Source organism: Streptomyces alboniger (assembly GCF_008704395.1).
GTDB lineage: Bacteria > Actinomycetota > Actinomycetes > Streptomycetales > Streptomycetaceae > Streptomyces > Streptomyces alboniger.
Genome location: NZ_CP023695.1, coordinates 3,237,648 through 3,250,303, shown reverse-complemented (window position 1 = coordinate 3,250,303; position 12,656 = coordinate 3,237,648). Strand labels below are relative to the sequence as shown.

Annotated in this window: 10 protein-coding genes, 2 pseudogenes and 1 riboswitch; of the genes and pseudogenes, 11 read left to right on the top strand and 1 reads right to left on the bottom strand. The window is 72.9% G+C overall.

Annotated elements, in window-relative coordinates:
• Positions 1 to 15 precede the first annotated feature (15 nt).
• Positions 16 to 720, top strand: a complete 705-nt coding sequence (locus CP975_RS14245) for an MOSC domain-containing protein (protein WP_246201505.1) — start codon at positions 16 to 18, stop codon at positions 718 to 720.
• On the top strand, positions 717 to 1,442 hold the full coding sequence (locus tag CP975_RS14240) for an HNH endonuclease family protein (RefSeq protein WP_425474251.1): 726 nt from the start codon (positions 717 to 719) through the stop codon (positions 1,440 to 1,442). Before CP975_RS14245 ends, CP975_RS14240 begins: the two co-directional genes overlap by 4 nt.
• A gap of 113 nt (positions 1,443 to 1,555) precedes the next feature.
• On the opposite strand, the gene CP975_RS14235 is transcribed toward CP975_RS14240, so the two are convergent.
• On the bottom strand, positions 1,556 to 2,296 hold the full coding sequence (locus CP975_RS14235) for a hypothetical protein (RefSeq protein WP_055529757.1): 741 nt from the start codon (positions 2,294 to 2,296) through the stop codon (positions 1,556 to 1,558).
• A gap of 203 nt (positions 2,297 to 2,499) precedes the next feature.
• Between CP975_RS14235 and CP975_RS14230 the strand changes: the two genes are divergently transcribed.
• The 9 genes and pseudogenes from CP975_RS14230 to CP975_RS36600 form a co-directional block, all read left to right on the top strand.
• Complete coding sequence (locus CP975_RS14230) at positions 2,500 to 4,569, top strand: N-6 DNA methylase (RefSeq protein WP_150476947.1); 2,070 nt, start codon at positions 2,500 to 2,502, stop codon at positions 4,567 to 4,569.
• A gap of 127 nt (positions 4,570 to 4,696) precedes the next feature.
• The gene (locus tag CP975_RS14225) at positions 4,697 to 5,293 is read left to right on the top strand and encodes a hypothetical protein (RefSeq protein WP_150476946.1); all 597 of its coding nucleotides are present in this window, start codon (positions 4,697 to 4,699) and stop codon (positions 5,291 to 5,293) included.
• Between the two features lie 53 nt (positions 5,294 to 5,346).
• On the top strand, positions 5,347 to 6,846 hold the full coding sequence (locus tag CP975_RS14220) for a serine/threonine-protein kinase (protein ID WP_281292905.1): 1,500 nt from the start codon (positions 5,347 to 5,349) through the stop codon (positions 6,844 to 6,846).
• A gap of 185 nt (positions 6,847 to 7,031) precedes the next feature.
• Entirely contained in the window at positions 7,032 to 7,700 is a 669-nt protein-coding gene (locus CP975_RS14215; RefSeq protein WP_150476944.1) for a SurA N-terminal domain-containing protein, read from the top strand.
• Between the two features lie 59 nt (positions 7,701 to 7,759).
• Positions 7,760 to 8,797, top strand: coding sequence for a nucleoside triphosphate pyrophosphohydrolase (locus CP975_RS14210; protein ID WP_150476943.1), 1,038 nt, complete (start codon positions 7,760 to 7,762; stop codon positions 8,795 to 8,797).
• A 179-nt stretch (positions 8,798 to 8,976) separates the two neighbouring features.
• On the top strand, positions 8,977 to 10,287 hold the full coding sequence (locus CP975_RS14205) for a cytochrome P450 family protein (protein WP_150476942.1): 1,311 nt from the start codon (positions 8,977 to 8,979) through the stop codon (positions 10,285 to 10,287).
• Positions 10,288 to 10,427: 140 nt separating this feature from the next.
• Positions 10,428 to 11,510 (top strand): transglycosylase family protein, encoded by a 1,083-nt coding sequence (locus CP975_RS14200; protein WP_055532420.1) that lies wholly within the window; start codon positions 10,428 to 10,430, stop codon positions 11,508 to 11,510.
• Between the two features lie 194 nt (positions 11,511 to 11,704).
• A riboswitch (cyclic di-AMP (ydaO/yuaA leader) is annotated at positions 11,705 to 11,891 on the top strand.
• A gap of 4 nt (positions 11,892 to 11,895) precedes the next feature.
• A pseudogene (locus CP975_RS36605) lies at positions 11,896 to 12,298 on the top strand (transglycosylase family protein); the annotation flags it as partial.
• Positions 12,299 to 12,417: 119 nt separating this feature from the next.
• Positions 12,418 to 12,621 (top strand): annotated as a pseudogene (locus tag CP975_RS36600) (LysM peptidoglycan-binding domain-containing protein); the annotation flags it as partial.
• Positions 12,622 to 12,656: the final 35 nt, after the last annotated feature.

Genomic DNA, 12,656 nt, shown 5'->3' with positions numbered 1-12,656 from the left:
GGGAGGGGGAGCGCCGTGCCGCTCACGGTCGTCGGTCTGGCCAGCTATCCGGTGAAGTCGATGCTCGGTATGGACCACGAGCGCCTCGTCTTCGACACTCGCGGCGCCGTCGGCGACCGGCTGTGGGCCGTGCGGCACGCGGACGGCAAGCTCGGCAGCGGCAAGAACAGCCGCCGCTTCCGCCGCATCCCGGGCCTCTTGGAGTACCGCGCCGCGTACGACGATGACGGCATCCCCGTCGTCACCGCGCCGGACGGCACGACCCTGCGCCCCGGCGACCCCCGTATCCCCGAACTCCTCGGCGAGGGCACCGAGCTGGCGCGCGAGGGCGAGGTCGGTCACCAGGACGCCGCCGGTGTCTCCCTCGTCGGCACCGCCTCGCTCCGCGCGCTCGGCGAACTGCTCGGCGACGCCGACCCCGTGGACGTACGGCGGCTGCGCAAGAACATCGTCGTCGAGACCGACGAACCCTGGATCGAGGAGAGCTGGGTCGGCGGCGAGATCACCTTCGGCGCCGCCGGCACGGGGGATCCGCTGCGGCTGCGGGTCGGCAAGCGGATCAAGCGCTGTGTGATGACCACCCAGGCGCAGCTCGAACTGCCCGCGGACAGCCGCGTCCTGAAGACCCTCACCGCCGACCGCGACATGTGCGTCGGGGTCTACGCGGAGGTCGTCACGCCCGCCCCGCTCGCCCTCGGCGCGACGGTGGTGGCCCGGTGAACCGCCGCACCACGTCCGCGCTGCTGGCGCTCGTCGCCGTGCCCGCGCTGCTCACGGGCTGCGAGCTGGACACCGGCAAAGAGGGCGGGGGCGGCGCCGGTGGGCCCGACGCGAAGGCGGGGTCCGCGCTGGCGGCCGTCGACACGCTCACCGTCAAGGGCCGCGCGCCCAAGACCGGTTACGACCGGGCGCGGTTCGGCAGCGCCTGGGCCGACACGGACTCCAACGGCTGCCCCACCCGGGACGACATACTCAAGCGGGACCTGAAGGGCGTCACGTACCGGAGCGGGGACTGCCAGGTCGCCGCGGGCAGGCTGGCGCCCGACCCCTACTCCGGCAAGGACGTGACGTTCCGGCGCGGTCGCAGCCAGGTCGACATCGACCACCTGGTCGCGCTCTCGGACGCCTGGCAGAAGGGCGCCGCCCGGTGGGAGCCGGGCAAGCGCATCGCCTTCGCCAACGACCCCCTGAACCTCCTCGCCGTCGACGCGGGCCCCAACCGCAGCAAGGGCGACGGCGACACGGCGACCTGGCTGCCGCCGAACAAGGCGTACCGCTGCGCGTACGTGGCCGGGCAGGTCGGGGTGAAGAAGAAGTACGGGGTGTGGGTGACGGCGGCGGAACGGGACGCGATGAAGAAGGTGCTGTCGGCTTGCCCTGACAGGAAGCTTCCAACCGGCGCCGCCCCGACGAGCGCGCCGCCACGCTTCCGTGCCGACTGAGGCGATTTCTGCGGGCGTGTGGGGCTGATCGCGCAGTTCCCCGCGCCCCTTCGGGGCGCATACCCGAGGCCCCGAAGGGGCCCCGTACACGCTGTGAGCGAGGCGCGTCAGCCTTACAGCTTGTCCAGGTCGAGGACGTCACCGGTCGGCGCCGTCGCCTTGACCGGCTTGTCGTAGTCACGGAAGTTCAGGGTGTCGACCTTCGCGCCCTTCTCCGTGTCGACCCGCAGCAGGTACGGCTTGCCCTCGGTGGCGACGTAGAGGGTGTACTTCTCCTTGCCGTCGGTCTCCGTGAGCTTGATCGCGGGGGTGCCGTCGACCTTGGTCGTCCCACCCCTGCGGGCCACGGAGCTGACGCCCTTGAAGTCGGCGAGCACGGTGTCGAGGTCGCAGAACGCGGCGATCTCCTTCGCGTCGGCGCTCGTCGCCTTCGTCTTCGCCCAGCGGTCCGCGAGCATGTCCACGGTGGCCTGCACGTCGGCCTCGGGCTCGCCCTTGCTCTGCGCGCGCAGGAACTTCTCGTCGTACTTCATGTAGACGGTCTTGCCCGGGACGATCAGCTCGATCGACCCCTCCTTGTTCATGCCCATGGTGCCCGCGCACTTGCCCTTGGTGTCCATGGCCATGTCCAGCGCGAGCATCCCGCCCTCGCCGTCCGGGACATCGCCCTTGATGCGCAGGGACTTGGCGTCCGAGGTCGTCTCGACGGCCTTCTCGGCGATCTCGCCGCCGGACATGCCGGCGAAGGGGCCCTTCTCCGCCTTCTTCGCGGATCCGCCCTCGCTGCCGCAGGCCGTGAGGCCCGCCGTGGCGGCGGTGGCGAGACAGACGGCGGCGATCGCGGTACGGCGCAGACGCGGGTGACGCAGGTGGTGACGCATGGGGACCCCCCAGAGAAGTCGTTCGGTGGAGTCATCACAGCAGAATGCTGTGAACCGAGTCAACCTGACGCTATGTGAAACAGTTGTTAACACGCGTGAAGCCCTCCGTGCGGCGGGCGCTCTGGGTATGCTCGACTCCGCGCGACTGACCCCGCGCGACGAGGGGAGCTGCTGCAATGAAGCCGCGGGACGACGCGACCGAGGTGACCGCCGCCGGAATCGCCAGGCTGGCCGGGGTGGGCCGGGCCGCCGTCAGCAACTGGCGCCGCAGGCATGGGGACTTCCCGAGGCCCGTCGGCGGCACGGAGACCAGCCCCTCCTTCGCGCTCGCCGACGTCGAACGCTGGCTGCGCGCCCAGGGCAAGCTCGTCGAGGTCCCCCTGCGCGAACGCGTCTGGCAGCAGCTCGCCGGACATCCCGCCGGGCCCGTCACCGCCCTCCTGCACACGGGCTGCGCCCTGCTCCTGCTCCGCGACAGGCCGCCCGCCTGGCTCGCGGTGAGCGCCGTCTCGGACGAGCGGATGGCCCAGCTCCTGCCCGACCGGCTCGACGAGGTCGTCGCGATGCGCTTCGGGGCGCGGGGCGAGCGCGCCGTCCACCTCCCCGAGCCCGCCGAACTCCTGCCGTCCGTACCGCTGTTGCGCGGCGTCGCGGAGCTGGCGGCCGAGCTGGGCGCCAAGCAGACGTACGAGTTCCTGCTCGGCCGGCACACCGACGCCAACCCCCGCCAGTACACGCTCACCCCGGCGGGCCCCGCGGCGCTCATGGCCGAGCTGGCCGTGAGCGGGGCCCCCGCCCGCACCGTCCTCGACCCCGCCTGCGGCACCGGCGCCCTGCTGCGCGCCGTGCCACCGCGCCCCGGCCGGCACCTGTACGGCCAGGACAGCGCACCCGAGTTGGCCGCCCTCACCGCGCTGCGCCTCGCCCTGCACTCCGACGCGACCGTGCGCACCATGGCCGCCGACACCCTGCGTGCCGACGCCTACGCCGACCGCAGGGCCGACGCCGTGCTCTGCCACCCGCCGTTCAACGAACGCAACTGGGGCCATGACGAACTGGCCTACGACACCCGCTGGGAGTACGGCTTCCCGGCCCGCGCCGAGTCCGAACTGGCCTGGGTCCAGCACGCGTTGGCCCGGCTCGTCGACGGCGGCACCGCCGTCCTGCTGATGCCGCCCGCCGCCGCCTCCCGCCGCTCGGGCCGCCGCATCCGCGCCGACCTGCTGCGCCGCGGCGCCCTGCGCGCGGTGATCGCCCTGCCGGCCGGCGCCGCACCCCCCTACAACCTGCCCCTGCACGTCTGGGTGCTGCGCAGGCCGGGCCCGGCCACCCCGCCCGCGCCCGAACTGCTCCTCGTGGAGGCGGCCGGGATCCTCGCCGCCGACGGCCGCGACAAGCAGCTGTGGCCCGCCGTCCAGGACACCGTCCTCGACGCCTGGCGCTCCTTCGACCGGCACGGCACGGCCGAGGAGCGCCCCGGCCTCGCCCGCTCGGTGCCGGTCCTCGAACTCCTCGACGACGAGGTCGACCTGGCCCCCGCCCGCAGGCTGCCGCCCCCGGCCCCGGGCGGCGGCACCGAGCTGGCGACCGTACGGGAGGACCTGGGCGAGGCGCTGCGCCGGGCCGCGGACCTGACCCCGCCCCTCACGGCCTGCCCGGAGCGGGAGCCCGCGGACACCCCGCACCCGCCCTCCACCACCGTCGGCGAACTGGCCAGGGCGGGCGCCCTCACCCTGCACACCGGAACCGGCGCCGGGGGCCCCGGCGTGCCCGTCCTCACCGACCACGACGTCCTGAACGGCGGCGCACCCTCCGGAAGCGCCCACGAAAGCACCCCGGACGAGGCCGTCGTGCGCACCGAACCAGGCGACGTCGTCGTGCCCGTCTTCGGCGGCGGCGCCGCCGCCCGCGTGATCGACGAGGCCACCGCGGGCGCCGCGCTCGGCCGCGGTCTGACCCTGCTGCGCCCCGACCCGGCCGCGCTCGACCCGTGGTTCGTCGCGGGCTTCCTGCGCGGCACCGCGGGCCACCGCAGGGCCAGCAGCTACGCCTCCACCTCCGCCCGGCTCGACGTCCGCCGGCTCCGGCTGCCCCGGCTGCCGCTTGCCGGGCAGCGCGGCTACAGCGAGCGGTTCCGTGAACTGGCCGCCTTCGAGGACGCGCTGCGGCTCGCGGGCAGGCTCGGCGAGCAGTTGGTGCGCGGCATGCACGACGGACTGACGGAGGGCACGCTTCCGCCGCGGTGACGCGAGCGGGCCCGCCGCGGCGGCGTGACCAGTACGGCAACGGTTCCGTACAACCCGGGATCGCTTCCGGTGGTCGGCCTATACGCTCGATCCGGATTCGTTCGTCCTTCAGGTACCAGGAGCAGCCATGCACGGCCACGGCTACGCGCAGCCGCAACCGCCGCCCCCGCCGGGGGGCACCCTGGTGACGCTGCGCGTGATGTTCGTAGTGCTCGCCGTCGTGACCTGCGGCCTGCTCGCGTGGGCGCCGCTTGTGCGGCTCGCGATCGTGACCCGCAAGGCACACGACTGGATCGTCCTCGGCGTCGTGACGGCGCTCGACATCACGGGGCTCGTACTGATCGGCGTGGACCCGGGCGAGGAGGAGTTCCAAGGGCCCGGCAACGCGGGCATGGTGGTCCTGCTCTGCACGCTGATGGCCGCCGTCGCCTACTACCTCTTCGCGGAGATACGCCACTTCAGCCGCCTCCCGCAGCCGTCCTTCCACGGGTACGCGACCCAGCAGACGCGGCCTGCGTACGGCTACCCGCAGCCGCAGCCGCAGCCGCAGCCGCAGCAGCCGACCGCACCGGAGCCCCCCGCCCAGCAGCCCCCCGCCCAGCAGCCTCCCGTCCACCAGACCCCGCCCCCGTCCGCGCCCCCCGCGCCCGCCCGCATCCACCAGGTCCGCGCCGAACTCGACGAGCTGAGCGACTACCTGCGCAAGCAGCAGGGCGGCGGCTGACCGTGGTACCGGGGAACGGAACCGGCGGCCGGATCGTCGCCGGACGCTACGAACTGTCCACGCTCATCGGCCAGGGCGGCATGGGCCAGGTCTGGACGGCCTACGACCAGCGACTGGACCGCCGCGTCGCCGTGAAACTGCTCCGTCCCGACCGGGTCGCGGGCGCCGAGGCCGAGGAGCTGCGCCGCCGCTTCGTACGCGAGTGCCGCGTCACCGCGCAGGTCGACCACCCGGGCCTGGTCACCGTGCACGACGCGGGCAGCGAGCCCTCCGAGGACGGGGCCCTCTTCCTCGTCATGCAGTACGTCGACGGCGCGGACCTCGGCGACCACCTCGCCGAGCAGGACCCCTACCCGTGGCCGTGGGCCGTCGCCGTCGCCGCCCAGCTGTGCGCCGTGCTCTCCGCGGTGCACGCCGTGCCGATCGTCCACCGCGACCTCAAACCGCGGAACGTGATGGTCAAGCAGGACGGCACGATCAGCGTCCTCGACCTCGGCATCGCCTCCGTGATGGACACCGACACCACCCGCCTCACCCACACCGGCTCACCGATCGGCAGCCCCGCGTACATGGCGCCCGAGCAGGCGATGGGCGGCGCCGTCGGCCCGTACACCGACCTCTACGCGCTCGGCGTGCTCCTGCACGAACTCCTCAGCGGCGACGTGCCGTTCTCCGGCTCCACCGCCCTCGGCGTCCTGCACCGCCACCTGTACGAGCCGCCGCTGCCGGTCCGCCGACTGCGCCCCGAGGTGCCCGAGGCCCTGGAATCCCTGGTCCTGCGCCTGCTCGCCAAGGACCCCCAGCACCGGCCGGGGAGCGCCCAGCAGGTCTACGAGGAACTGGCGCCGCTGCTGCCCGCCCGCGGCGTCCCCTCGGGCCGCCCGCTCGACCCCACCCGGCCCTTCCTGCGCCCGCACGCGCCCTGGCCGGACCGCGCCGCGACGCCCGCGCCCGCCCCCGACATGCCGCAGCGGCCGCCGAGTCCGCCGCCGCGCCAGGACGTCGTCCGGGCCGTCGAGGACGTCAAGCGGCTCCTCGGCGAGGGCCGCATCACCCAGGCCGTGGACATCCTCGGCGCGATCCTCCCCGCGGCCGCCGCCGAGCACGGCGAGAACTCACCGGTCGTCCGCACACTCCGCAAGCAGTACGCGGCCACGCTCATGGACGACGGCCAGTACCGCCGCGCCCTGCCCGAACTGCGGCGCCTCGCCGACGAGCGGGCCGCCGAGTCGGGCCACGCCGACCCGCACTCCCTCCAGTTCCGCTACGAGGCCGCGCAGTGCCTGGAGCAGCTCGGCGAACCGGCCGCGGCCCTCGCCGAGTACCGTGCGCTGCTCCCCTATTACGAGAACCAGTACGCGACGGACGACCGCCGCCAGTCCCTGGAGATCCGCCGCCGCATCGGCCACCTGCTGCTCGCCCTCGGCGACCGGGCCGCCGCCCACGACACGCTCGCGCGGCTGCTGCACGACGCGGACATCGTGCACGGCCCCGGACACCCCTTCCCCGCGGAGATCCGGCGCACCCTCCAGTGGCTCGGGCAGGTGCGCTGACAGCGGGAGTGGGAGCGGGCCGCTGACAGCGGGAGCGGTCGGCCCCTGGGCGGGCCGGGTGACCCTGGGTGCCCCAACTCCCGCCGAATCGTTGGTCGAATAGCTGGCCGAGAAGACGGCCACTGCCTACCATCGATCACCGCAAGACTTTGTGCACCGCCGCACAATCTCCTCGGGAGGCTCACTTGCACCGCCGTCGTCGCACAGCGCTCATCCTCTCCACCGCCGCGCTCGCCGCGGCCCCCCTCCTCACCGCCTGCGGCAGCGAGGCGCACCCCGGCGCCGCGGCCGTCATCGGCGGCGACCGCATCACGGTCGCGCAGCTGGAGGGCCGGGTGAACGAGGTGCGCGACGCGCAGCGGGCCGCCATCCCCGACGACGCCCAGTACGCGCAGGCCATCTCCAAGTCCGGCGGCCTCACCCGCGCCACGCTGCACACGATGGTCCTCGACGAGGTGCTGCACCGCGCGGCCGCCGACGCCGGGGTGAGCGTCACGCGCCGCGACGTCCAGACCATGCGGGCGGGCCTGGAACAGCAGGCGGGCGGCAGGAAGGCACTGGAGGAGGCCTGGCTCCAGCAGTACAGCGTCGCCCCGGCCCGCCTCGACGACAGCCTCCGTACGGAGGTGGAGGCGCAGAAGCTCGCGAAGAAGCTGGACGCGGACATGAACTCGCCGCAGGGCCAGGCGCTCTTCTGGAAGGCCCTGACGGCCGCGTCCAAGAAGCTCGACATCGACCTGAACCCGCGCTACGGCACCTGGGACGTCGACAAGAACAAGCGCGCGGACGCGAAGACGCCGTGGGTGCGCCAGGTGACGGAGTCCGGGGCGGCCGCCGGGGACCGCCAGGCATAGGGGCCGCCGGGCGGGAGCCGGGAACAATTCCCCTCGGGGGGCTGGGTTACGTTCGTCAGGTGAACGACACCACCGCCACCACCACGGCCGCCACCGCCGCAGCGGCCGTCGGCCGAGTCATCCTGCTGACCACCAGCCACCGCGTGGCGCCCGGCCTCCTGTCCTGGCCCGCCTGGCAGGCCCTGCGCGACGCCGACGAGGTGCTGTGCGGCGACGCCGACCACCCCCAGCTGCCGTATCTGCGCGAGGCCGGCGTGGCCGTGACGCACGCGTCGCCCACCGCCGAGGAACTGGTGGACGCCTGCGCGGGCGGGCGCACGGTCCTCGTCGTCGCCGGCGCCGAGGGGGACCGCCCCCTCACCGACGGCCTGGCCAGCCTCGCGGGCTCGGGCCGGGTCGCGATGCCGGACCTGGAACTGCTCCCCGCCTCCTACGACCTGCCGGGCGCCCGCCTGCTGGACCTCGTCCAGGTCATGGACCAGATCCGCGAGGAGTGCCCCTGGTCCTCGCAGCAGACGCACAAGGGCCTGGCGAAGTACGGGATCGAGGAGGCGTACGAACTGGTCGAGGCGATCGAGACCGGCGACCGCGAGGAACTGCGCGAGGAACTCGGCGACGTGCTGCTCCAGGTCGTCTTCCACGCCCGCATCGCCCAGGAGGACCCCGAGGCGCCCTTCTCCGTGGACGACGTGGCGGGCGGCATCGTGGACAAGCTCATCCACCGCCATCCGCACGTGTTCGGCGACGACTCGGCGGACACTCCCGAGGAAGTGAAGGCGCACTGGCTGCGGACCAAGGCGGAGGAGAAGCGGCGCACCTCGCTCACGGAGGGCATCCCGCTGGGCCAGCCGTCCCTGGCCCTCACCGCGAAGCTCGCCTCACGCGTCCGGACGGCGGGCCTGGACGTCCAGCTCCCGAAGGGCGAGGGCGTGGGCTACGAACTCCTCGCACTGGCACTCCGAGCAGAAGCCGAGGGCATCGACCCGGAAGCCTCCCTACGAGCAGCGGCACGGGCCTACCGAGACGCGGTGCGCACAGCGGAGGGCCGCGAAGCGCGCCGCAGGGGCGCGGGGAACGGCGCGAGCAACCACAAATAGACCCGCACCCGTCCACGGCGAGGGAGGGCGGCAAGCCCCGCCCAGCCCCGCCGCAGGCGAGGCCCGCTCAGACCGCCCCCGGCGAGGAACCGCGAGGGACCACACGAAACCCGCCACCCACCGCCCACCCACCGAAGCCCCCCACCCCACCCAAGGCCCCCGGCCAGTACCGTCGTCCCATGCCCGACCAGCAGCCCGACCAGCCCCCCGCCGGGTGCCCCCAGCAGACACCGCCCAAGGCCCAGGGGCCAGAGCTCTTCACCTGGGAGTTCGCCACCGACCCCTACCCCGCCTACGCCTGGCTGCGGGAGAACTCCCCGGTGCACAGGACCACGCTGCCCAGCGGCATCGAGGCCTGGCTGGTCACCCGGTACGCGGACGCCCGGCAAGCGCTCGCCGACCAGCGGCTCAGCAAGAACCCCGCGCACCACGACGAGTCCGCGCACGCCAAGGGCAAGACCGGCATCCCCGGCGAGCGCAAGGCCGAGCTGATGACGCATCTGCTCAACATCGACCCGCCGGACCACACCCGCCTGCGCCGCCTCGTGTCGAAGGCGTTCACCCCGCGCCGCGTCGCCGAGTTCGCACCGCGCGTACAGGAGCTGACGGACGGCCTGATCGACGACTTCGCCGGGCGGGGCGAGGCCGACCTCATCCACGAGTTCGCCTTCCCGCTCCCCATCTACGCCATCTGCGACCTGCTCGGCGTCCCCCGCGAGGACCAGGACGACTTCCGCGACTGGGCCGGCATGATGATCCGCCACGGGGGCGGACCCCGGGGCGGGGTCGCGCGGTCGGTGAAGAAGATGCGCGGCTATCTGGCCGATCTGATCCACCGCAAGCGCCTGGCCCCCGGCGACGACCTCATCTCCGGTCTCATCCGCGCCTCCGACCGCGGCGAGCACCTCACGGAGAACGAGGCCGCCGCCATGGCCTTCATCCTTCTCTTCGCCGGCTTCGAGACAACCGTCAACCTCATCGGCAACGGCATGTACGCCCTGCTCACCCACCCCGAGCAACGCGCGCGTCTGCAAAAGGCGCTGGCGGAGGGCGACATGGGCCTGCTGGAGACGGGCGTGGAGGAACTGCTCCGCTTCGACGGGCCCGTGGAGTTGGCCACCTGGCGGTTCGCCACCGAGGCGCTGACCGTCGGCGGGCAGCGCATCGCGGCCGGCGACCCCGTACTCGTCGTGCTCGCCGCCGCCGACCGCGACCCCGAACGCTTCGAGCGGCCCGACACCCTGGACCTCTCCCGCACCGACAACCAGCACCTCGGATACGGGCACGGCATCCACTACTGCCTCGGCGCCCCGCTCGCCCGCCTGGAGGCCCAGGCCGCCCTCGCCACCCTCCTGCGGCGCCTTCCCGATCTGCGACTCGCCTCGGATCCCGCCGATTTGCGGTGGCGTGGCGGGCTGATCATGCGCGGACTGCGCACCCTGCCGGTGGAGTTCACAACCGCACAGAATCGACCGCCGTTCGAGCTGTAGCTGACGGGCCGTCACAAATGTGATGTTCACGTGATCTCCGCTGCATCGACTTGTGACAAGTGTTCGACTGCGGCTACGTTCACGTCGACTCGGGCACCCGGTGCCCAAGTCGCCGCAATAGTCTCGTGAAAGGCAACCGCATGCTCTCCGGCAATGGTCGTCACCGACGCCCCCGCCAGGCCCCGGCCCTGATCGTCGCGGCAGGAGTCACCGGATCCGCCATCGCCATCCCGCTCCTCGGAGCCACCGGCGCGAGCGCCGCCGAGACGGTGACGTGGGACAAGCTCGCCCAGTGCGAGAGCGGCGGCGCGTGGAGCGCCAACCCGGGGAACGGTTACTACGGAGGACTCCAGCTCTCCCAGGAGACGTGGGAGCAGTACGGCGGCCTCGACTACGCGCCGAGCGCGGACCAGGCCTCCAAGTCCCAGCAGATCGCCGTGGCCGAGAAGGTCCTCGACGCCCAGGGCCCCAAGGCCTGGCCGAGTTGCGCCCCGATCGCCGGACTCACCGACGGCGGCGCCGAGGCCGACGTGGACCCGGGCGACCCGGTCCTGCCGGAGTCCACCGACTCGGCCGATTCCGGAAAGGCCCCGGACAACCCGGATAAGGGGACGGACGAGAAGGCCGACGAGAAGGCCGACAAGAAGGCGGACAAGGGGACGGGCGAGAAGGGCGGCGCGTCGGACGAGAAGTCCTCCGACTCCGCCGACCCGTCCGACGACGCGTCAGGCGCCCCGGGCTCCGCCGACGACGCGAGCGCCACGCCCGGCTCCGACGACGCCTCACGAGACAAGAATCACGACGAGTCGGGCGACAAGGACGACAAGGGCAAGGCGGGCGACTCCGGCAAGTCCGGCCGCAAGGACGGCACTTCCTCCGACGCCTCGGATGCCTCGGGCTCGGACTCCGGTGACCCGGCCGCCCCCTCCGACGACTCCGCCCCCGGCCGCCACCGCGGCGACCGCGCGGCCGAGGGCCCCGCCGCGGGCAGCGAGAGCGGCGGCGACCGTCCGGGACGGCACGCCTCGCGCGGCGCCGAACGCACGGAGAAGGTCGCCGACGGGACGTACACGGTCCGCTCCGGGGACAACCTCTCGGTCATCGCCGACGACCTCGACGTCAAGGGCGGTTGGCACGGCCTCTATGCCGAGAACAAGAAGACCGTCGGCGACGACCCGGACCTCATCCTCCCCGGTCAGAGCCTCGATTTGGGCGAAAAGTAGGGGTAGTTGACGAACCGTCCGGGGGGTACTTCGCGCTGAATGTCCGCATTGGCGCGAGTGAGAGATGGGTCTCAGAAGCCCTGATCGTCTTTGAAATTCCGGCGATCGCGTGACTACGGTCGTCACCGCTCGCCATTGGTGGGCCCCGCCGGTCGGTACGCCGAATCCTGCCAACGGCCGGACGGGAACAGTCGTCGCTTATAGCGCCGTAGGCAGGAGCGGGGGACCCAAGGTAAGCGCCGGGTCCGGACGCCGGCTTCCGAGAGGGAGCGGGACGTACGGGACCGGCTAGGGGTGAAGTCGCACTCGGGAGAGTGCGACCGGGCAACTTCACTGGCCCGAACCCGACAGCTCACCTCGCAGGCGTCGGTGAGGGGATCAACTCATGCTGTTTTCCAGCAAGGGCAAGCACCGCCGTCCGTCCAAGGCCACCCGTGTCGTCACGCTCGCCGGTGTCACCGGTGCCGCCGTGGCCGCCCCGCTGATGGCCGCGGGCTCCGCCTCCGCCGCCACCCCCCAGGAGTGGGACGCCGTCGCCCAGTGCGAGTCCGGCGGCAACTGGTCGATCAACACCGGCAACGGCTACCAGGGCGGTCTCCAGTTCTCGCCGTCCACCTGGGCCGCCTACGGCGGTACGAAGTACGCGCCCACCGCCGACAAGGCCTCCAAGGCCCAGCAGATCGAGATCGCCGAGAAGGTCCTCGCCGGACAGGGCAAGGGTGCCTGGCCGTCCTGCGGCGTCGGCCTCTCGGGCGCCTCGCCCAGCAGCGGCGGCGGCTCGCAGGAGCAGGCCCCGCAGCAGCAGAGCAAGCCGCAGCCGCAGCAGACGCAGCAGCAGTCCGCCCCGCAGCAGCAGGCCGCGCCGAAGCAGGCCGCCCCGAAGCCGCAGCCCGCGCCGCAGACCGAGTCGAAGAAGACCGTCGAGACCCCGACCGGCAAGAAGGTCGAGAAGGGCGACGGCGAGTACAAGGTCAAGACCGGCGACACGCTGTCCAAGATCGCCGAGGCGCACGACGTCAAGGGCGGCTGGCAGAAGGTCTACAAGCTCAACGGCGACATCATCGACGACGCCGACTTCATCTTCCCGGGCCAGCAGCTCCACCTGAGCTGACCCCTCCCGCGGCCGTGCCTCGGCGGACGCACGGC